This is a genomic window from Actinoplanes oblitus (genome assembly GCF_030252345.1).
GTDB classification, from domain to species: domain Bacteria; phylum Actinomycetota; class Actinomycetes; order Mycobacteriales; family Micromonosporaceae; genus Actinoplanes; species Actinoplanes oblitus.
Genome location: NZ_CP126980.1, coordinates 6688643 through 6708872 on the forward strand (window position 1 = coordinate 6688643; position 20230 = coordinate 6708872).

Annotated in this window: 16 protein-coding genes; 8 read left to right on the forward strand and 8 right to left on the reverse strand. The window is 73.1% G+C overall.

Annotated elements, in window-relative coordinates:
- Positions 1-113: 113 nt before the first annotated feature.
- The 3 genes from Actob_RS30180 to Actob_RS30190 form a co-directional block, all read right to left on the reverse strand.
- Positions 114-1172 (reverse strand): hypothetical protein, encoded by a 1059-nt coding sequence (locus Actob_RS30180; protein WP_284915239.1) that lies wholly within the window; start codon positions 1170-1172, stop codon positions 114-116.
- A 65-nt stretch (positions 1173-1237) separates the two neighbouring features.
- The gene (locus Actob_RS30185; RefSeq protein ID WP_284915240.1) at positions 1238-2146 is read right to left on the reverse strand and encodes a PrsW family intramembrane metalloprotease; all 909 of its coding nucleotides are present in this window, start codon (positions 2144-2146) and stop codon (positions 1238-1240) included.
- A gap of 44 nt (positions 2147-2190) precedes the next feature.
- Positions 2191-3486 carry a jacalin-like lectin gene (locus Actob_RS30190; RefSeq protein WP_284915241.1) on the reverse strand — a complete coding sequence of 432 codons (1296 nt, stop codon included), beginning with the start codon at positions 3484-3486 and terminating at the stop codon, positions 2191-2193.
- 125 nt (positions 3487-3611) lie between these two features.
- Between Actob_RS30190 and Actob_RS30195 the strand changes: the two genes are divergently transcribed.
- Both Actob_RS30195 and Actob_RS30200 read left to right on the forward strand, forming a co-directional pair.
- On the forward strand, positions 3612-5447 hold the full coding sequence (locus tag Actob_RS30195; RefSeq protein ID WP_284915242.1) for a phosphatase PAP2 family protein: 1836 nt from the start codon (positions 3612-3614) through the stop codon (positions 5445-5447).
- Between the two features lie 106 nt (positions 5448-5553).
- Positions 5554-6993 carry an alpha/beta hydrolase family protein gene (locus Actob_RS30200; protein ID WP_284915243.1) on the forward strand — a complete coding sequence of 480 codons (1440 nt, stop codon included), beginning with the start codon at positions 5554-5556 and terminating at the stop codon, positions 6991-6993.
- Here the strand turns inward: Actob_RS30200 and Actob_RS30205 are convergent.
- The gene (locus Actob_RS30205; protein WP_284915244.1) at positions 6987-7880 is read right to left on the reverse strand and encodes a LysR family transcriptional regulator; all 894 of its coding nucleotides are present in this window, start codon (positions 7878-7880) and stop codon (positions 6987-6989) included. The genes Actob_RS30200 and Actob_RS30205 overlap by 7 nt on opposite strands.
- Positions 7881-7983: 103 nt before the next feature.
- On the opposite strand from Actob_RS30205, the gene Actob_RS30210 reads away from it, so the two are divergent.
- Positions 7984-11343 (forward strand): proline dehydrogenase family protein, encoded by a 3360-nt coding sequence (locus Actob_RS30210; RefSeq protein ID WP_284915245.1) that lies wholly within the window; start codon positions 7984-7986, stop codon positions 11341-11343.
- 183 nt (positions 11344-11526) lie between these two features.
- Here the strand turns inward: Actob_RS30210 and Actob_RS30215 are convergent, their stop codons facing one another.
- A complete protein-coding gene (locus Actob_RS30215; protein ID WP_284915246.1) occupies positions 11527-12150 on the reverse strand; it encodes a maleylpyruvate isomerase family mycothiol-dependent enzyme in 624 nt (207 codons plus the stop codon).
- Between the two features lies 1 nt (position 12151).
- On the reverse strand, positions 12152-12607 hold the full coding sequence (locus Actob_RS30220) for a WapI family immunity protein (protein WP_284915247.1): 456 nt from the start codon (positions 12605-12607) through the stop codon (positions 12152-12154).
- 46 nt (positions 12608-12653) lie between these two features.
- Between Actob_RS30220 and Actob_RS30225 the strand changes: the two genes are divergently transcribed.
- Positions 12654-13259 (forward strand): HAD family hydrolase, encoded by a 606-nt coding sequence (locus Actob_RS30225; protein ID WP_284915248.1) that lies wholly within the window; start codon positions 12654-12656, stop codon positions 13257-13259.
- 168 nt (positions 13260-13427) lie between these two features.
- Positions 13428-14048, forward strand: coding sequence for an RraA family protein (locus tag Actob_RS30230; protein ID WP_284915249.1), 621 nt, complete (start codon positions 13428-13430; stop codon positions 14046-14048).
- 708 nt (positions 14049-14756) lie between these two features.
- Here the strand turns inward: Actob_RS30230 and Actob_RS30235 are convergent.
- Entirely contained in the window at positions 14757-15737 is a 981-nt protein-coding gene (locus Actob_RS30235; RefSeq protein WP_284915250.1) for a DUF2804 domain-containing protein, read from the reverse strand.
- 331 nt (positions 15738-16068) lie between these two features.
- Between Actob_RS30235 and Actob_RS30240 the strand changes: the two genes are divergently transcribed.
- Positions 16069-17529: an aldehyde dehydrogenase family protein gene (locus Actob_RS30240; protein WP_284915251.1), complete on the forward strand. Its 1461-nt coding sequence runs from the start codon at positions 16069-16071 to the stop codon at positions 17527-17529.
- A gap of 1249 nt (positions 17530-18778) precedes the next feature.
- Here Actob_RS30240 and Actob_RS30245 read toward each other — a convergent pair.
- Positions 18779-19252: a flavoprotein gene (locus tag Actob_RS30245; RefSeq protein ID WP_284915252.1), complete on the reverse strand. Its 474-nt coding sequence runs from the start codon at positions 19250-19252 to the stop codon at positions 18779-18781.
- Between the two features lie 90 nt (positions 19253-19342).
- Between Actob_RS30245 and Actob_RS30250 the strand changes: the two genes are divergently transcribed.
- Both Actob_RS30250 and Actob_RS30255 read left to right on the forward strand, forming a co-directional pair.
- Positions 19343-19615: a YggT family protein gene (locus tag Actob_RS30250; protein WP_284915253.1), complete on the forward strand. Its 273-nt coding sequence runs from the start codon at positions 19343-19345 to the stop codon at positions 19613-19615.
- A 225-nt stretch (positions 19616-19840) separates the two neighbouring features.
- A complete protein-coding gene (locus Actob_RS30255; RefSeq protein ID WP_284915254.1) occupies positions 19841-20215 on the forward strand; it encodes a nuclear transport factor 2 family protein in 375 nt (124 codons plus the stop codon).
- Positions 20216-20230: the final 15 nt, after the last annotated feature.

Consider the following 20230-nt stretch of genomic DNA (forward strand, 5'->3'; position numbering starts at 1 on the left):
CACCTCGTCGAGAGCCTCGACCCCACCTCGTCGAGAGCCTCGACGGCGGCGGCCGTCTCCGCCCGGTCACCGGGAAGCCGCGCGGCCATCGCGGGTGCCGCCGGCCGCGCCGGTCAGGGCGTGTGGTCGAGCAGGTGCCGCCAGTGCCGGATGAGCGGGGCCGGGCAGGTCAGGTCGCGGACGCCGGCCAGCCGGAGCTGGTCCAGCAGCTGCGGGCCGGGCCGCAGGTCGAGGGCCACCTGGCAGGGGATGTCGTGGGTGGCGCCGACCGACGCGGACCACTCGACCAACTGGAGGATCACCAGCGGGAGGTGGCCGGGCGGGACCAGCACGTCGTTGCGGACGGTGCGGTCCCAGACCATGGTGTGCTGGGTCAGGTCGGCGGTGTTGACGTGCAGCAGGTGGCAGTCGTCGACCAGGTCGGCGATGCCCAGGGCGGCGGCCGGCGTGGCCACGTCGAGGCCGAGGCGCCAGCGCGCGCCGGTCGCGGCCCGGAACGCGTCGATCTCCTCGCGCGCGGCCACCATCGGGACGACGACCACCGGATCGTCGTCCGGGGACTGCTCGACGAGCGTACCGAAGGCATCCAGCGCGTCCGGCGGCAAGGAGCGGACCCCGCGCCGGCCGAAGGATGCCGCGTGCGGACCGCCGACCGGCTCGTCGAAGTACCGGATGGCCGGCAGCGGACGGCCCGACTCGGCCAGGAAGTGCCACAGGTCGGCACGGTCCCGATCGGACAGCGCCCGCAGGTCCTCGGCCCGCAGCGGTGCCCAGCCGTCGGCGAGGTGCCCGGCCTCGCGCGCCTCGGCCAGCGACGCCACCTCGGCGTGCAGGCGCAGGCCGGTCGGGTTGAGCAGGAACGGGGCGGTGGTCGCGGCGTCGAAGTCGACGACCACGTCGTGGCCGAGCCAGCTGTCGTCGACCGCGATGCCGGTGAGCACCGGCACCGGCAGCGACCAGAGCGCGCGGGCCTCCGGAGCGTACGGCGTGACCGGCTCCTGGACGATCACGCCGGACAGCCGGGGCGCCAGGGTGCGTATCAGGTCGGCGTCCGGTTTCTCCAGGTAGAGCAGGGCCTTGCCGTAGACGATCTCCTCGATGCCGCTGCGGTCCACCAGGAGACCGCGGTGGCGGCCGAACCCGTAGGCGATCCCTGGCTCGTCCTCGCTCATACCAACCCACCTCCGCTACGGACGGTAGTCCCGCCCGGGCGTTCGCGCAGCCCGCGAACGTGCCGTCATCGACCGATCGGGATGCGCCAGAGGGCGCGTGACTCGCTGTCCGCCTTCCGGGCCACCGCGCGCAACCAGAGCAGGGCGATCAGCGAGATCAGCATCAGCCCGCCCCAGGACAGCAGGGTGAACAGGTGCGTCTGGGCGTCGGTCGGCCGCGGCTGGTAACCGCGCTCCAGCAGGGCGAACTGGTAGGGGGTGCCGGTCAGCACCAGGGTGACCAGCAGCGCGATGCTGTGCATGCTGTCCCAGAGCGCGTGCAGCACCGAGACGCCCAGGTAGGACAGCACCAGCCGCCCGGTGAGCGCGAAGTGCCGGCGGCCGCTGGCGGAGAAGAGCACGCCGCCGAGGATGGCGGTCCACAGGCCGTGGCCGAGCGGGGCGAGCAGGCCGCGCAGCAGCTCGGTCTGGACCAGCTGGGTCAGCGACAGGCCGCGCTCGGTGAACAGGGCGGTGAACGCGTAGCCGGCCGACTCGAACGCGGCGAACCCGAAGCCGACCGAGGCGCCCAGGACCAGGCCATCGGCGGCGTACTTGTGGGCGAGCCGGCGGGTGAGGAACGCGAGCGCGGCGAGTTTCGCGGCCTCCTCGATCAGGCCGACCCCGAGGAAGAACCCCGGCGACGGATGCAGCAGGTATGTCTCCAGCAGCGACGCGGCCAGCACGCCGAGCACGCCGCCGGTGACGAACGTGCTGAACAGCAGCTCGGCGGTGACCTCGCCACTGTGCCGGCGGCCGAACGCCCACAGCACGAAGGTGACCGGCACCAGGAAGCTGCCGAGCAGCACCAGCGTGGGGATCAGGTTCGGGTTGCCGGTGGCCAGCGTGACCACCACCGTGAGGATCCACAGCAGCAGTCCGGTCAGGAAGACCCGCAGCCAGTGCCGGCGGGGTCGGGCCGGGGCGTCATACATGGCGCCGGGATACCCCGATCCCGGCGCCCCGCACACCATGCCGCTCAGCGCCGGGTGTAGATGAACCCGATCTTGTCCACCGCGTCCCCGGCCCGCCCGTGGAAGCCGGCGAGCTGCCAGCCGGCCGGTGCCGTGCGGGTCACGCAGTCCGAGGTGGTGGTCCCGCCGGCCAGGGTGTTGCCCAGGTTGGTGGTGAACTTGGCGTAGAAGATCCGGGTGTGTGAGTTGTAGATCCCACGGCACAGATACGCACTCGTCACGAATTCCCCGCTGCCCAGGGTCAGCGACGTGGCGGTCCCGCCGGTGCCGCCGTGGTCGCCGATCCGGTCCACCCGCGCCCCGGCCCGGATGCTGATCGCCGTCGGGGTGGTGAGCGTGCCGAGGTCGTTGAAGTAGTCGCCGTGCGGCCCGCCGAACTGCTCGCTGAACCGGTACGCCGGATCGGTGCTCCAGTTGAACCCGGCACTGATCGGGTCGTGGTCGGAGAGCATCACGCCGTCGTCGGTGCGGAACGACTCGTGCTCGTTGTGGTACGACGTGGCGGCCAGCCGGACGAACCCGCCACTCCGGTAGAGGATCTTGTCGACCACCTCGCAGGTGTCGGCGCCGCACAGCAGCGGGTCGCTGCCCTTGGCCGGTGCGGTCCCGCCGCGCTCCAGCTGGACCCAGGCGTCGGTGAGCCCGTTGGCCGCGACGAAGTCGGCGATGGTGTCCCCGGCGCGGGTGTAGCGGGTGTTGGTGTCGCCCATCACGACGACCGCGTTGCCCCGGGAGTGGCTGCCGATGAACGCGGTGAGCTGGCGCAGGTTGTCGGCCCGGGCGGCCAGGTCGCCGTCGTTGGTGCCGGCGTTGGTGTGCAGGTTGTAGAAGTCCACGTAGACGCCCTCGGCCAGCCGGACCCGGCTGAAGGTGAAGCCCTTCGGGGTCAGGCAGTCACCGGAGTCGTACTGGCAGGAGTTCCACCGGGTCCGCTCGAAGTCGTCGGTGTCGTAGGGGAACGACGAGAGGCTGTTGAGCCCCGAGCCGATGCCGGCGCCGCCGCTGGTCGGGGTGCGGTGGGCGTGACTGTCGGCGGCGTACAGGTAGGCGTGGTAGTTGAAGTCCTCCTGCACGTGGATCACGTCGTAGCCGGTGAGCCGCCCGCCGATGGCCGTGGTCGCGGTGGCCCGGTCGGTCTCGGCGCTGGACAGGATGTCGGGCAACCCGGCAATGTTGTAGGAAAGAACCTTGAAAGTTCCGTCGGCGTCGGCGACGGCGTCGGGCGTCGCGGCGGCGGGTGCCGCGGGGACGCTCAGGGTGGCGGCCGCCAGGGCCGCGATCGCGATCCGTGTGGTGAGCACGATCGGGACGGTAGGCCCGAAATCGACCGGAGGGAACCTCGGCTACTCGCCGGTAGCACGATGTTCACGTTAACAATCGGGCGCGTTGGCCGCCGATTCGCCACCCGCGCCGAAGCTCTCACCCCATGCCTGCTCTCTCTCGCCGGACCGTGCTGCGCGCGTCCGCCGCCGGCCTGCTGGCCGGCCCGGCCCTGTCGAAGGCCGCCGCCGCGCCGCCGGCCGCCACCCGGAACTTCGTCGACGACTACCGGTCGAACGTCGCGGCGAACCTGACAGCGGAGACCAACGCCGCGGTCCGGATCCTGTCCGGCTTCTCGCGGGTCTGGGCCACCGGCACGGCCTGGAACACCGGCACCGCCCGGGACCGGGCCTTCCTGCGCGCCAACGTCCGCTACGTCGCCCGGGTCACCGCCGCGCGCACCGACGCCGAGGCGGCCAAGGCGTTCCTCGTCGACCGCCAGCACCAGAGTTACTCGGTGATCGCCGGCCTCGGCCCGCTCGCCGGCCTCTACCGGGCCGGTGCGCTCGCCGTCACCGGCATCACCTCGGCGCCCGTCACCACCCCGGCCACCACGATCAGCGACGCGGTCCCGGCCGGCGCCCCGGCCGGCTCGGCGCTCGGCGCCGGCTCCACCACGTCGCCGCTCGGCAAGGTCGCCACCCTGGTCAACACGCTGCGCGGCAACTACTCGTCGGGCAATCCGGCCAAGTTCGCCTTCCAGTACCCGCGCCCGTGGCGGATGACCGAGGACAGCACCGTGGTGCCGACCGGCGCGGTGGACGAGTTCGGCTTCCCGGTCTACGACTCCGGCGTCGTGGTGGCCCCGGCCCTGCTGCGCCAGCGCGCCACCAACCCGGCCGAGGACGGCGGTTACCTCTCCGGGCACACCAACGCGCTGTTCCTGGCCGCGTTCGCCTACGCGTACGCGGTCCCGGAACGCTTCCAGGAACTGATCGCCACCGCGTACGACCTGGCGCACACCCGGATCGTGGCCGGCATGCACTCCCCGGCCGACGTGATCGGCGGCCGGGTCCTGGCGACCGCCCTGGCCGCGGCGATCCTGCGCGACCCGGCCAACGCGACGATCAAGGCGGAGGCACGGGACCAGGCCCTGGCCTACTTCCGCTCGCAGATCGGCAGCGAGGACCTTTTCGGGTACGCCCACCGCCCGGCCGACCGCGCGGTGAACGCCGCTATCGTCCGGCACAAGCACACGTACGACCTGCCGGCGCACGGCAAGCGCGTCCCGGTCACCGTGCCGGCCGGCGCCGAGGTGCTGCTGGAGACGCGGTTGCCGTACCTGGACGACGACCAGCGCCGCGAGGTGCTCCGGACCACCGGCCTGACCTCCGGCCACCCGATCCTGGACGGCCCGGAGCAGTGGGGCCGGCTCGACCTGTTCACCGCCGCCGACGGCTACGGGGCGTTCGACAGGACCGTCGCCGTCACCCTCGACGCCGCGCGGGGCGGCTTCCACGCGGCCGACGCCTGGCGCAACGACATCGACGGCCCGGGCGGCCTGGTCAAGCTCGGCACCGGCGCCCTGGAGCTGTCCGGCGACAACGGCTTCCGCGGCGGCGTCACCCTGGCCGGCGGGACGCTGACCGCCGCCTCGCCCACCGCGCTGGGCGAGGGCGACGTGACAGTCACCGGCGGCACCCTCGGGCTGGCCGTGGACGGCGTCCGGATCCGTGGCGACTTCCGGCAGAGCGGCGGCGTGCTCGCCGTCCCGCTCGACCCGAAGGGCAAGACCCCGCTCACCGTCGCGCACCACGCCACCATCGGCGCGAAGGTGACACTGCGGGTCGCGGTAACCCGGCGGGCGCCGGCCGGCACCACGGTGCCGGTGCTGCGGGCCCGGCACCTGCGCGGCCGGTTCGCCCGGCTGGAGGTGACCACCCCGGGCGTCCGGGCCGAACTGGTCACCCGCGGCGACACGGTCGCGGTGCGGATCCGGTGAAACGGTGCCGGGGCCCGCAAAAAGGGCCCCGGCACCGTCCATGAAGTCGTGTCGTCCTTGACAAACGTCGATGCCCGGCCATTACATGTGTCCGGGAGGTAACACGATGACCATGCGCCGGAGATGCCTCGCCCTGCTCGCCGTGGTGCTGGCCGTGGTCACCGCGCTGAGCGCACCGGCTTCGGCCGCGCCGGTCGCGTGCGCCGCGCCCGCGCCCAGCACCACCCACCCCGGTTACCTGGTCTTCGACCCGGCCTGTGACGTGTCCGGGGCGGCGTTCACCCCGCTCGCCGACGCCTCCGGGACGGCGCTCTCGCGGATCTGGACCGGCATCCGGGACGGCGCGAGCTACCGCGTCGAGGTGCCGCTGCGCTGGAACGGGCAGTTGGTCGTCTACGCGCACGGCTACCGCGGCAACGGCAACGTGGTCTACGTCGACAACCCGTCGCTGCGCGCGCACTACATCAGGTCCGGGTTCGCCTGGGCCGCCTCCAGTTACGCCACCAACGGCTACGACGTGGGCCAGGGCGTCCGCGACTCGTACGCGATGATCGAGACGTTCCGCCAGGTCACCGGCAAGCGTGCCCGCTCGGTCATCATGACCGGCGCGTCGATGGGCGGGCAGGTCACCGCCGTCGCCATCGAGCGCTTCCCGCGGGCGTTCACCGCGGCGATGCCGTACTGCGGGGTGCTCGGCGACACCAAGCTCTACGACTACTTCCTGGACGCGAACGTGACGGCGGCCGCCCTCGCCAAGGTGAAGATCGACTTCCCGCTCACGCCGCCCGCCGACTACCAGGCCACCTGGCGCGCCCAGGTCAACCAGATCGCACCGGCGCTCGGGGTGAAGGCGGGCACCGCGCCGGCGCTCACCACCGCGGGCAAGCAGTGGTCGAGCGCGGTGGAACGGCGCAGCGGCGGCGAGCGGCCCGGGTTCGACTCGGCGTTCGCGTACTGGAACGCCGCGCCCGCCCTGGCCCCGCTCAACGACCTGCCGTTCCTGTTCGGCGTCTACCCCGGCCTGACCGGCGGCACCGGCGGGATCGCGCCGGGCAACGTCACCGACAACCGGTACACCTACTACCGGCTCGGCGACGGCCCGCTGCCCACGCTTCCCGAGCTGCGGCTCAACGCCGAGGTGCTGCGGGTGCGGCGGACCGCTACCGCCGACCCGGGCCTGGCCGGCATCCCGCGGGTCAACGGCACCCCCACCATCCCGGTGCTCTCCCTGCACGACATCGGCGACCTGTTCGTGCCGTTCTCGATGGAGCAGGAGTACGCCCAGCGCGCCGCCCGCAACGGCCGGGCCGGCCTGTTCGTCTCCCGCGCGATCCGTGGCGTCGGGCACTGCGACTTCACCGAGGCCGAGCTGACCCAGGGCTTCGACGACCTGGTCCGCTGGGCGCGTACCGGCCACCGCCCGGCCGGCGACGCCATCCTGGACCGCCGCGCGGTCGCCGAGGACACCTTCGGCTGCCGGTTCACCAACGGCGCGCACACCACTTTCGTCGCACCCGCCTGCGGTTCCTACGACCCGCGCTACTGATCGACGGTCTTCTCCAGGATCTCCCGGAAAGCGCGCGCGGCGGGTGATTCCGCGCCGGCCAGGCGCTGTGCCGTGAAAATGGTGCGGCGCGGGGCGTCCGCCAACTCCAGCAGCCGGCAGGAGGTGTCCCGGCCGGCCCAGACCAGGTCCGGGATGAGCGCCACCGCGTTGCCGGACTCGACCAGCCGGATGTGCGCCTGCAGGTCGGCGGTCTCGTAGCGGACGTCCGGCTCGAACCCCGCGCGGCGGCACAGCTGCTCGGCGAAGTGCCTGCTCGCGGCCCCGCGCGGCTCCATCACCCAGGGCATCTGGCGGGCCGTGTCCAGCGAGTCGACAGGGTGCAGGGACACCGCCTCGGCCGGCAGCGCGAGCCGGATCGCGTCGGTGGTGAGGGCGCGCCGGTCCAGGCCCGGATGATGGGGCGCGGCGTGCGCCGGATACTGCTCGGCGATCACCATGTCGAAGTCGCGCGCCCACGTCTCCCGGAGCGCCTCCTCCGGCTCGCGCTGGACCATTTCCACGCGTACGTCGGGAAAGCGAGCGGCGGTGGCGCGCAGAGCGGCCGGCATGAAAGCGAGCGCCGCGGATTGGAAGACAGCGACCCGGACCGTGCCGGTCACCCGGGTGGCGGCGGCCTTCAGGCGGGCCTCGGCCCGCTCCAGCGTGTCCAGGACCTCGCCGACCGACGCGACGAGCACCTCGGCCTGCGGGGTCAGCTGGACCCGGCGGCCGGCCTTGCGCAGCAGCACCGTGCCGGTCTCCTTCTCCAGCTGGCTGAGCTGCTGGGAGACTGCGGACGGGGTGAAGTTGAGCGCCTCGGCGACGGCGGCCAGGGTGCCGCGGATGGCCAGCTCGCGCAGCAGGATCAGGCGGCGAATCTCCAGCATTCGGACACGTTAGCCGAGCTGAAGGTTACTCGTCAGAAAGGTTCGCTTTTCCTTACCGGAACCCGGGATACAAACTCTCATCGAATGCGGAAGGAGCATCCCGATGTCTGAGATCGCCGAAGAGACGATCGCCCTGGTGCGTCGCTGGCTGACCGAGGCCGCGACAGTTCCGGTCGGCGGCTCGGCAGCGCAGCTGGCCGGCCTGCTGCGGGACCCGAAGGGCCTCGGGTTCGCCGTCGGCTTCGTGGACGGCGTGGTCCGTCCCGAGGACCGCAAGGTCAGCGCCCGCACCCTGCGCGCCCTGGCGGCCGACGTGCCCGGCTTCCTGCCGGCGCACCTGCGTGCCGCGGTGAAGCTCGGCGGGGCGCTCGCTCCGATCATGCCGAACGTCGTCGTGCCGATCGCCCGCCGCGCGCTGCGCCAGATGGTCGGCCACCTGATCGTCGACGCGAGCGACGCCCGGCTGGGCCGCGCCATTCGCAAGATCAAGACCCGTGGGGTACGCCTCAACGTCAACCTGCTGGGCGAGGCGGTCCTCGGACGCGGCGAGGCGTCCCGCCGGCTCAAGGACACCGAGCGGCTGCTGGCCCGCCCGGACGTCGACTACGTGTCGATCAAGGTGTCGTCGACGGTGGCCCCGCACAACCCGTGGGCGTTCGACGAGGCCGTCGAGCACATCGTGACCGAGCTCCTGCCGCTGTTCACCCTCGCCGAGCGCACCGGCAAGTTCGTGAACCTGGACATGGAGGAGTACAAGGACCTCGACCTGACGATCGCGGTCTTCACCCGGCTGCTGGACCGGCCCGACCTGCTCGGCCTGGAGGCCGGCATCGTGCTGCAGGCCTACCTGCCGGACGCGCTGAGCGCGATGATGCGGCTGCAGTCCTGGTCCGCGTCCCGGCGCGAGCGTGGTGGCGCCGGCATCAAGGTGCGCCTGGTCAAGGGCGCCAACCTGCCGATGGAGCGGGTCGAGGCGGCGCTGCACGGCTGGCCGGTCGCCACCTGCGACAGCAAGCAGGCCACCGACACCAACTACAAGCGGGTGCTGGACTACGCGCTGCGGGCCGACCGGATCGGCAACGTGCGGCTCGGGGTGGCCGGGCACAACCTGTTCGACGTGGCGTACGCCTGGACCCTGGCCGGGCAGCGCGGGGTGCGCGACGGGATCGAGTTCGAGATGCTGCTCGGGATGGCCGAGGGGCAGGCCGAGGCGGTCCGGCGCGAGGTGGGCGGGCTGCTGCTCTACACGCCGGTGGTGCGGCCGGAGCAGTTCGACGTGGCCATCGCGTACCTGATCCGGCGGCTCGAAGAGGGTGCCAGCTCGGACAACTTCATGTCGGCGGTCTTCGAGCTGCACACCTCGGAGGCGTTGTTCGAGCGGGAGAAGGAGCGATTCCTCGCCTCCCTGCGCGACCTGGACGACAGCGTTCCCCCGTCGAAGCGGGTGGCGGACCGGCATGCCGCCGTCCCCGCCGCCACCTCCGGGCACTTCACGAACTCCCCGGACACCGACCCGGCCGTCGCGGTGAATCGGGACCGGATGCGCGCGATCCTCGCCCGGGTACCGTCCTCCCAGCTCGGAACGGATATTCTGCGCATCTCCGAGAAGTCGGCTCTCGATGAGCTGCTCGGCAAGGCCGCTGCCGCGTCCTGGGGAGCGGCGGACCGCCGCGCCGTGCTGCACCGGATCGGCGACGCGCTGGAGAGCAACCGGGACGTCCTGCTCGAGGTGATGGCCGCCGAGGCCGGCAAGACCATCGACCAGGCCGACCCGGAGGTCTCCGAGGCGATCGACTTCGCCCACTACTATGCCGAGCTAGCGGCCGCCGAGATCGACGGCGCCACACCGGTGCCGGCCCGGGTCACCCTGGTCACCCCGCCGTGGAACTTCCCGGTCGCCATCCCGGCCGGCTCGATGCTGGCCGCCCTGGCCGCCGGCTCCGCCGTGGTGATCAAGCCGGCCGGTCCGGCCGAGCGCTGCGGCACCGTGCTCACCGGCATCGTCCGGGACGCGCTCGCCGCCGCCGGCGCCGACCCCGCCCTGGTCACCCTGCTCCAGGTGGACGAGGGCACGCTGGGCCGCGAACTGGTCGCCCATCCCCTGGTGGACCGGGTGATCCTGACCGGCGCCTACGAGACGGCGGAGCTGTTCCGGTCGTTCCGTCCGGACCTGCCGCTGCTCGCCGAGACCAGCGGCAAGAACGCGATCATCGTGACCCCCAGCGCCGACCTGGACCTCGCGGTCAAGGACGTGGTGGCGTCGGCGTTCGGGCACGCCGGGCAGAAGTGCTCGGCCGCCTCGCTGGTCGTCCTGGTCGGCTCGGTGGCCCGCTCGCAGCGCTTCCGCACCCAGCTGCTCGACGCGGTGTCCTCGCTCGAGGTCGGCTGGCCGTGGGAGATGACGACCCAGGTCGGCCCGCTCGTCGAACCGGCCGCCGGGAAGCTGCTCGACGGGCTGACCACGCTCGGCGACGGGGAGAGCTGGCTGCTGCAGCCGCGGCGACTGGACGAGAACGGGCAGCTGTGGAGCCCGGGCATCCGGGACGGGGTGCGGCGCGGGTCGGCGTACCACCGGACCGAGTACTTCGGCCCGATCCTCGGGATCATGACGGCGGACACCCTGGACGAGGCGATCGACCTGGTCAACGAGGTGGACTTCGGGCTGACGTCCGGCCTGCACTCGCTGGACGCCGCCGAGGTCCGCACCTGGTTGGACCGCGTGCAGGCGGGCAACCTCTACGTCAACCGGGGCATCACCGGCGCCATCGTCCGCCGGCAGCCCTTCGGCGGCTGGAAGCGGTCCGCTGTCGGCCCCGGCACCAAGGCCGGCGGTCCGAACTACCTGATCGGGCTGAGCGGCTGGGCGGCGGGCACGTCGTCGGCCCAGACCGACATCAACCACCCTTCGGTACGCGCGCTGCTCGCCGATGCCGCCGACGTCGTCCCCGGGGAGCAGCTCGCCTCGGTGCGGCGGGCCGCGCGCAGTGACGCGGCCGCCTGGGCGGGATCGTTCGGTCGTGCCGAGGACGTGTCGGCCCTCGGCGTGGAACGCAACGTCCTGCGCTACCTGCCCACGCCGGTGACCGTCCGGCTGTCCGCCGACGGGTCGGTCGCCGACCTGGTCCGGGTGCTCGCCGCGGGCCTGCTGGCCGGCGCCCCGATCCGGGTGTCCTCGGCCGTCGAGCTGCCCGCCGCGCTTGCCGCGCACTGCCCCACGCTGACCGTGGAGTCCGACGCGGACTTCGCGGCCGGCCTGACCGGCGCCGGCCGGGTGCGGCTGATCGGTGGCTCGGTGGCCGAGCTGGCCACCGCCACCGGTGGCCGGCCCGACCTGGCGATCTGGGGTGGGCCGGTGGTCGAGGCCGGGCAGGTGGAGCTGCTGCCGTTCCTGCGGGAGCAGGCGGTCAGCATCACCGCGCACCGCTTCGGCAACCCGCTCCCGATGGCCGCCGAGGTCCTCTGACGCCCTGTCCGGCCCGGGACGCGCCTCGCGGCCCGGGCCGAGGGCGTCGCGGACGGTCCCGACGCGGGCTGCGGCCCGGCCGGGGGCGGCGTCGCGAACGGGTCGGCACGGGACTGGCTGCCGGGCGAGCGGCTCCCGGCGTACCGAAAGATCGAGTCCTTGATCGGGAGCGGACCGGGACCGTCAGATGATCGAGTAACCGGCCGGGAGGGGATCCCGGCCGGTCAGGGCCCGGAGCAGCCGGACGCTGTCGCCCACCCCGATCGCCGTCCGGGTGGCCAGGGTGACCGCCTCGGCAACCGTCTCGATCGGCGGCTCGAACGGCCGGCCGGCCGCCGCCGCGGCGTCCAGACCGTGCACGACCAGCTCGAACGTGCGGGTCGGGATCCAGTCCCGGACCCGCATCCCGCCCACCGGGGTGATCACCAGATCGTCGTCGTTGACCCGGGACAGCGCCTCGGTGGCCCCGCCGATCAACGCGCTGACCTCGGCGGCGAGGTCCGCACCGAAATGCTCCGCGGTGGCCCGGGCGTCGTCCGAGGCGGCGGCGCTCGCGGCGGCCAGCAGCTCCGGCGGGGCGGAACGGGCGAAGGCGAAGTAGCCCTCCGGCGTCGCCACGTCGGCGTGCGGCGCCCGGGTCGCGAGGACCTCCGGTACCTGGCGCAACGCCGAGCTCACCGTGTGACCGAGCAGCTCACGCAGCGTCCACTCGCCGAGGGCGGGCTCGTCCAGACGCTCCGGGGGCAGGCTCGCGACCAGTCCGGCGTACGCGATGGCGGCGGATCGGAAGGTGCGGCGGAAATCCATCTCACCAATCTGCCAGATCCGCGCGGGGCGGGAAGGCGGCGATCTCGGCGGTCCAGGCGCCGGCCGCCCGGTGCAGGGCGTCGGCGGTGACCTCCAGCCGGATCCGGTGCACCCGGCCCGGGCCGGTGCCGGGCAGCCAGGGCGGCAGGTTCTCGTGCGAGAACGACACCTCGAGGAGGTGCAGCCCGGGCTCGCCGGGCAACTCCCGGAACGCCACGTTCGGCTCGATGAACTCCAACTCGTCGGCGTCCACCCGGCGATGCAGCCAGTTGGCCAGCTCGATCGTCTCGGCGACGGTCAGGCACGGGCTCTCCGCCTGCCAGACGTGCCCGTGGTGATCGGCCGCCGCCACCGACACCACCAGCCAGTCCTCGGTCGGGTCACCCGGCTCCGCGTCGAACTCGTAGCGCAGCGGGCGCATCCGCAGCCAGCCGCCGTCCTCCGAAGCGATCTCCACAACACCATTCTCCCGATCATCCAAGATCGGCGGGTAGCCTTCGGCGGTGCTTGCTCCCCTCCCGCTGCTTCCGCTGCCCCCGGGCGACTTCGACGCCTACCTGTTCGACTGCGACGGCACCATCACCGACTCCATGCCGGTGCACTATCGCGCCTGGCAGGACGCCCTCGCCGAGTGGGCGTGCGAGTTCCCGGAGGAGCTGTTCTACGCCTGGGGCGGCCGTCCGGTCGCCGACATCGTGGCCGAGCTGAACGCGCGGCAGGGCCTGACGATGCCGGTGGCGGCGGTGGCCGCGCGGCAGGAGGAGCTGTTCCGCGCCGGGCTGGGCACGATGCGCGCGGTGCCCGGCGTTCTGGAGCACATCCACGAGGCGCATCAGCGGGTGCCGTTCGCCGTGGTCTCCGGCAGCACCCGGGAGGCAGTGGTCACCTCGCTCGACGCGCTCGGGCTGCTCGGCCACTTCCCGGTGCTCGTCTGCGCCGGCGACTACGAGAAGCCCAAGCCGCACCCGGAGCCGTACCTGATGGGCGCCCGGTTGCTCGGCGTCGACCCGGCGCGATGCCTGGTCTTCGAGGACACCGAGCTGGGCGTGCGGGCCGCCGAGGCGGCCGGGATGGCTTGCGTACGGGTGCCACCCCCGTGGGAACGCTGACCACTCTTCCAGGGCGCCGTCCCGGTTCGCCCTCCCCGCCGCTGGTCACCCGCACCCTGGTCGGCGGCCCTGGCGCTCCCCGCCGTTGGTCACCGGCACCCTAGCCGGTGGCTCCGGCAGCGGCTCCCTCTCGTCGATGTCACCCGCACGATCGTTAAGGTCATCTCCATGACGATCGGTGACTTCCAGCAGATCCCGCCCACCACCCTCGCCGACGTGCTCGGCCGCGACCAGGTGATGGGCATCGGCATCCGGCCGCTCTGGACGCCGGTCCCCCGGGTGGCCGGGCCGGCCTTCACGGTCCGCTGCGTCCCCGGCGACAACCTGATGCTGCACGCCGCCATCTACCGCGCCGCCCCCGGCTCGGTGATCGTCGTCGAGTCCGGCGACCTCGACTACGCGCTGGCCGGCGGCAACGTCTGCGCCGTCGCCCACCGCCGGGGTGTCGCCGCCTTCGTGCTGGACGGGCTGATCCGCGACCTGGGCGAGGTCCGCGAGGACGGCTTCCCGGTCTTCGCCCGAGGCGTCATCCCGATCCCCGGCACCAAGTCGAAGCTCGGCTCCCACAACGAGCCGGTCACCTGCGGCGGCGTCACCGTCCGCCCGGGCGACATCGTGGTGGCCGACGAGGAGGGCGTCGTCGTGGTGCCCGCCGACCGGCAGGCGTCGGTGCTGACCGCCGCCCAGGCCAAGCTGGCCAAGGAGTCCGCCGAAACCCTCGACGACTGGCAGGAAGCCCACCGCGCCCGCATCGAGATCACCCTGGCCGAGCAGGGCTTCCCCGGCTGACCCCCACCGCGACCTCCCTGCCCGGCTGGTCGTGACGGCCCTGTCCGAGCCCCGGACACCACCGTGAGTGCCAGCCCGACAACCCGGCTGGGCGTGACGGTCCCATCCGGGGCCCGGACACCACCGTGAGCACCAGCCCCCGGCTACCGGCTGGTCGTGACAGTCCCCTCCCAGCGCGGGACACCACCGTGAGCACCAGCCACAGAACCCGGCTGGGCGTGACGGTCCCATCCGGGGCCGGGACACCACCGTGACTGCCAGCCCCCGGCTACCGGCTGGGCGGGACGGTCGTGTCCGGGGGCGGGACACCACCGTGACTGCCAGCCCGAGAACCCGGCTGGGCGTGACAGTCCCATCCGGGGCCGGGACACCACCGTGACTGCCAGCCCCAGAACCCGGCTGGGCGTGACAGTCCCATCCGGGGCCGGGACACCACCGTGACTGCCAGCCCCAGAACCCGGCTGGGCGTGACAGTCCCATCCGGGGCCGGGACACCACCGTGACTGCCAGCCCCAGAACCCGGCTGGGCGTGACAGTCCCATCCGGGGCCGGGACACCACCGTGAGTGCCAGCCCCAGAACCCGGCTGGGCGGGACGGTCGTGTCCGGGGGCGGGACACCACCGTGAGTGCCAGCCCGCGGCTACCGGCTGGGCGGGGTGGTGCCGTCTGGGGCCGGGGTCACCAGGGCGGGTGGGGTCGCGGGATGGTTACCAGCGGTTCCGGGCTTCCTCGGCCCAGCCGGTCAAGCCGTCGAGGTCGAGTTTGTGGCCGTCGGCGGTCCGCGCCCAGCCCGAGAACCGGCCGAAGCACTGGTGCGTCTCGGAGGCCAGCACGCCCAGGTTCGTCCGGGCGACGCGCTCGTGGAACGGCTCGAACGTGACGTCGACGCCGGAACCGGTGATGCGCCACGGCTTCAGCCAGTTCGCGCGGTCGTACTCCCAGCGCAGGTCGGCGCCGATCTTGTGCAGGCGGCCGTCCTCGAAGACCGCGTTCTCGGTGGTGCCGGTGCCGTCGGTCCACTTGCCGCCGAGCGTGACTGCCCGGTTCGCGTCGGCGCCGGCCGCCCAGTTCCAGGTGATCGAGTACGGCCACTTGCCCCGCCCGTGGTCGAGCGTCGCGTACGCGCCCTGGGCCGGGATCACGTGCTCGACGCCGTCGACGACGAGGCGGCCGTGCACCGGGCGGCCGACGTCCTTGACCGTGTACTGGAAGCGCTTGCGGCTCCAGGCGACCACCACGCCCAGCGAGTCCCGGCCCTCGACCGCCGGCATGGTGAGGTCGACCTCGACGTTGCGAGCGCTGGCGCGGACCGTCGTACCGTCGAAGGTCTGATCGATGTCGATGGTGAGGCCGCCGCCGGAGGCGACCACCTTCCCGGTGCCGCTGCGGTCCGGGAGGACCGCCCCGCGGGCCAGCGGGACCGTCGCGTCCACCGCGATCTCCTTGCCGCTGACCCGGTCGAGCAGGTAGAGGCTGTGCACGCCGGCATAGTCCAGATTCGACGCGACGACCCCGAGGATGTGCGCCGGGGTGACCACGCCCCAGTACTCCCAGCGTTTGGTGCGGCCCCAGCCGCGCAGGTTCGCCCGGTGCAGCGGCTTGCGGCTCCAGCCGACGGCGGCCGGGTTGAGACGGCCGTCCGGCAGGCACAGGTCGACCGGCTCGGTGATCTGGATCTCGTGGGTCACGGGCGCAGGTTACCGCCGGGTCACCCCGTCGTCGCGCGTCGGGTAGTCATCTGACAATGACCGCCCAGCTTATCCGGAAATATCGATGCCAAACGCGGTTCGGGTGCCAGCGCCACACTGCCGGGAGACGAGGTGCGCAGGAGGCAGCCGGCCGCGAAGCGAGACGCCGCCAAGCGCCGGCCACCCGACCGGCTGCCGGTGCGGGAAGCCCGCGACGAAGCGACGACCGGCACCGTTCCCGCGCGGCCGCGTTCGATCCGCTGGATCACTTCCGTTGATACGCCCGGGGCACCGGCCTACCGTCGACTCAGTCCCCAAAGGAGGCGATCGCGTGTTCCTCGACGAGAAGATCTGGACCGGCAACATCTTCCTGGGCGGCGGCTGGCAACCCGGGCGTGCCGAGGGGTTCGACGTGATCGAACCCGCCACCGGCAACGTGCTGGCCCGCAGCGGCCGGGCCGACGCCGCGGACGTCGCCGAGGCCGCCGCGGTGGCCGCCGACGCGCAGCGGTACTGGGCCACCACCCCGCACCCGCGCCGGGCCGCCGTGCTGCGCCGGGCCGCCGCGCTCTGGGCCGAGCACGCCGAGGAGATCTCCTGGTGGAACGTGCGGGAGGTGGGCGCCATCCCGGCGATGGCCGGCTTCGCGCTGCACGTCGCCGAGCAGGAGTGCTACGAGGCCGCCGCGCTGCCCAGCCTGCCGTACGGCGAGTTGCTCCCCAGCGAGGAACCCCGCCTGTCGATGTCCCGCCGGGTGCCGGCCGGTGTGGTGGCGGTGATCGCCCCGTTCAACGTGCCGATCATCCTGGCCATCCGCTCGGTCGCGCCGGCCCTCGCCCTCGGCAACGCGGTGATCCTCAAGCCGGACCCGCGCACCGCCGTCACCGGCGGCGTCACCCTGGCCCGGATCTTCGAGGAGGCCGGCCTGCCGGAGGGCCTGCTCCAGGTGCTGCCCGGCGGCCCGGACGTGGGCGAGGCCCTGGTCACCCACCCGTTGGTCCGGGTCATCTCGTTCACCGGCTCGACCCGGGCCGGCCGCCGGGTCGGCGCGCTCGCCGGCGAGCACCTCAAACGCGCCCACCTGGAGCTCGGCGGCAACTCCGCGATGATCGTCCTGGACGACGCGGACGTGGACCAGGCGGTGGCCGCGGCGTCCTTCGGGTCGTACTTCCACCAGGGCCAGATCTGCATGACCACCGGACGGCACCTGGTGCACGAGCGGCTCTACGACGACTTCGTCGAGCGGCTCGCGGCGAAAGCGGCAGCACTCCCGGTCGGCGACCCGGCCCGCCAGCAGGTGGTGCTCGGCCCGATCATCGACGCCGGCCAGCGCGACAAGATCCACGGCGTGGTCACCGACTCGGCGTCGGCCGGCGCGCGGATCGCGGCCGGCGGCACCTACCACGACCTGTTCTACTCGGCGACGGTCCTCGCCGACGTCGCGGACAACACGCCGGCGTTCACCGAGGAGATCTTCGGCCCGGTCGCGCCGGTCCTGCGGTTCACCGACCCGGCCGAGGCGGTCCGGCTCGCCACCGCCTCCGAATACGGCCTGTCACTGGGCATCATCACCCGGGACGTGATGAAGGGGCTGGCCCTCGCCGACCGGATCCCGACCGGCATCGTGCACATCAACGACCAGACCGTCGGCGACGAGGCGAACAGCCCGTTCGGCGGTGTCGCGGCGTCCGGCACCGGCTCCCGCTTCGGCGGTGCCGCCGCCAACATCGAGGCCTTCACCGAAACCCGCTGGGTGACGGTCCGCGACCAGCCCCCGTCCTACCCGTTCTGAACGAGCACCCCGCACCAGCCTGAGAACCTGGTTTCGGGCTCGTTACCATCCGCCCGGAACGCTTGCTATCCATACATCCTCATCAATAATGGGCGCCATGACAGGAGCCGACAGAGGGGGCCACGGCACGCATTCCCACCCCGCGGCCCAGCCCCGCCCACCCGATGTCCGACCGCCGGCCGGGCAGGTGGCGCCATGACCCAGGTGGCCCACCCAGCCCGGACCCGGCCTTCCCCAGCCGGCGGCATCCGCCCGCCAGGCCGCCGAACCATGCGGTGGCCGAGCATCCCCCGCCCCTCCCACTCACACCATTTCCGGTACGCCCGGAGCCCCGTCCCGAGCCGCCTCCCGGGTATCCCGGCACCGGCCTCGGTCGCACCCCACGCCGCGCACCCCAGCCCCGCGGCCCCCACCCAGGCCGGCTCCGATCCCGGCGGTCCCACGACTCCCGCCCCACCCGGCTCCGGACTCGGCAGCCCCACGACTGCCGCCGCACCCCACTCCGGACTCGGCGGCCCCACGACTACCGCCCCACCCCACTCGGGACTCGACGGCCCCACGACTGACACCCCACCCCGCTCCGGACTCGGCGTCCCCGCGGCTTCCGCCCCGTCCCGCTCCGGACTCGCCGGTCCCGCGGCTTCGGGCGTCCAGCCCGCCTGCTCAGCGACGTCCGGCCCCGCGCGCCGGCCCACCGGCCCGGCAGCGCCCGGCCTCTCGGCCGCCCCCGGCCGGCTGCCCTCCGGCTCCGCGAACCCCGCCCATGAGGCCTCCGCGTCCGCGGCGCCCCGCACGCTCGGCTCCGCCGAACTCCCGCCGGCCCGGACCGCCGACCGCACCGGACACCCGCCAAACGCGGCCGACCACCCCGGCACGGCCGGCTCCCCCGCCGCCCGGCCACCACCAGGCCGCCCCGCACGCACGTTCCGCCGTCGTCACGGCACGAGAACCGACGACCGGAACCAGCCGGGGCCTCGCGGCACGTCACGGACCCGGCGCGGGCACGAGACCGACGACCGAACCAGCCCGGGCCTCGCGGCGCGTCGCGGACCCCGGCGCTCGCACGGAACCGACGACCGGAACCAGCCAGGGCCTCGCGGCGCGTCGCGGGCTCCGGCGCGGGCGGTGTTCGCGCCGCCCCGGGACACACCCGTGCGTCGCTGGTCGGTCCCGGCCGGGACCGCCTCGCGGGTTGGCTCGGGCGGGGTGGCTGCGGTTGGGGCGGCCCCAGGCCGTACCGAAAAGGGTGTCAAGGAAGCAGGTCGATGGCGGCCTGCCAGGTGAACGGGCGGCTGTCGGCCAGGCGGACGCCCGCGGTCCGGAGCACGGCGAGGTTGGCGGCGAAGGCCGGGTGTGCGGCCAGCTCGGGTTTGACGTGCACGGCGGCGACGATCGGGACATCGCCGCTCAGGTACTCGTTGAGCAGGCCGACGGCGAGGTTGTCGCTGACGCCGGTGGCCCACTTGTTGAGGGTGTTGAAGGTGGCCGGGGCGACCAGGACGGCGTCCGGGGCGAGGGCGGGCCACGGCTCGTCGGGCAGCGGCATCCGGTGCAGCAGCGGGCGGCCGGTACGCTCGGCGACGCCGTCGAGGAACGGCCAGCTCGCGGCGGCCGGCGTGGCCAGCACGGTGATCTGCCAGCGGGGCTGGAGCAGGTCGAGCAGGTCGCCGATCCGCCGCAGCGGGGTCGCCGCGCAGACCACCAGCAGCAATTGATCAGTCACACCCCGCAGGCTAGTACTCAGCCGTTCTTCAGCTGGTTCACAACCAGGCGCGTCACAGTAGGACCACATCCCCCTACTCGGAGGTACGTGATGGGTCTTCTCGGCATCATCAGCCTGGCGCTGCTGATCGTGCAGTTCCTGCTGATCGCCCGCGCGGTGCTGGACTGGAGCGCGGTGCTGGCCGGCCCGGCGATGCCCGGCTCGTTCCGCTCCCGGCTGTCCGGCGGGGTGTTCGCGGTGACGGAGCCGATCCTGGCCCCGGTCCGCAAGCTGATCCCGCCGCTGCGGGCCGGCGGGGTGTCGATCGACTTGGCGTTCATCATCGTGTTCTTCGCCGTCACGATCCTGCGCAACCTGATCTGACCCACTCGCGCCCACTCGGCCCTTGTCGGCCCGCGCCCACCCGACCCGTGCCGGCCCGGCCGTATTCGGCCCGCCTGACCGGGGTCCACCTGAGCCGACGCGCCCGGGCTGCCTTAACCCCCTGAGGTAGCCCGGGCCGTCTTACCCCCGGACCGAGCCGCGCCCGACAGGTGCGCGGCTCGTTCACGTCTGGAGTCGCCGCACCCGTCCACATAGAGTCATCGAGTGACGGATTCGCACAAGGAACTCTTCGAACGGTACGTCTACGCCGGCGCGATCACCCGCGACCCGGAGGCGCTCGCCGCGCTCTTCACCGAGGACGGGGTCTTCGAGGCGCCGCTCGTCCCGGCCGGCGGCCCGCTTCCCGGCCGCCTCGCCGGGCGGGAGGCGATCCGCACCGGGATCGGCGCCTTCCAGCAGGACGGTCCGGGGCCGGTCGATCCCGCACGATCCGGATACGTGCTGCACGACACCACCGACCCGGACGTCTTCATCGCCGAGATCGACGCGGTCGCCGGCGGCGTGCCGATGTCCCTGGTGCAGATCTTCCGGGTCCGCGACGGCCTGATCGCCCACCTCCGCGACTACTTCCGCCCCTGAACGGGGGCGGCAGGG

Bases quoted from the DNA above. Each gene is read 5' to 3' on its own strand.
- Actob_RS30180 (WP_284915239.1), bottom strand. From the start codon at position 1,172: ATGAGCGAGGACGAGCCAGGGATCGCCTACGGGTTCGGCCGCCACCGC.
- Actob_RS30185 (WP_284915240.1), bottom strand. From the start codon at position 2,146: ATGTATGACGCCCCGGCCCGACCCCGCCGGCACTGGCTGCGGGTCTTC.
- Actob_RS30195 (WP_284915242.1), top strand. From the start codon at position 3,612: ATGCCTGCTCTCTCTCGCCGGACCGTGCTGCGCGCGTCCGCCGCCGGC.
- Actob_RS30200 (WP_284915243.1), top strand. From the start codon at position 5,554: ATGACCATGCGCCGGAGATGCCTCGCCCTGCTCGCCGTGGTGCTGGCC.
- Actob_RS30205 (WP_284915244.1), bottom strand. From the start codon at position 7,880: ATGCTGGAGATTCGCCGCCTGATCCTGCTGCGCGAGCTGGCCATCCGC.
- Actob_RS30210 (WP_284915245.1), top strand. From the start codon at position 7,984: ATGTCTGAGATCGCCGAAGAGACGATCGCCCTGGTGCGTCGCTGGCTG.
- Actob_RS30215 (WP_284915246.1), bottom strand. From the start codon at position 12,150: ATGGATTTCCGCCGCACCTTCCGATCCGCCGCCATCGCGTACGCCGGA.
- Actob_RS30230 (WP_284915249.1), top strand. From the start codon at position 13,428: ATGACGATCGGTGACTTCCAGCAGATCCCGCCCACCACCCTCGCCGAC.
- Actob_RS30250 (WP_284915253.1), top strand. From the start codon at position 19,343: ATGGGTCTTCTCGGCATCATCAGCCTGGCGCTGCTGATCGTGCAGTTC.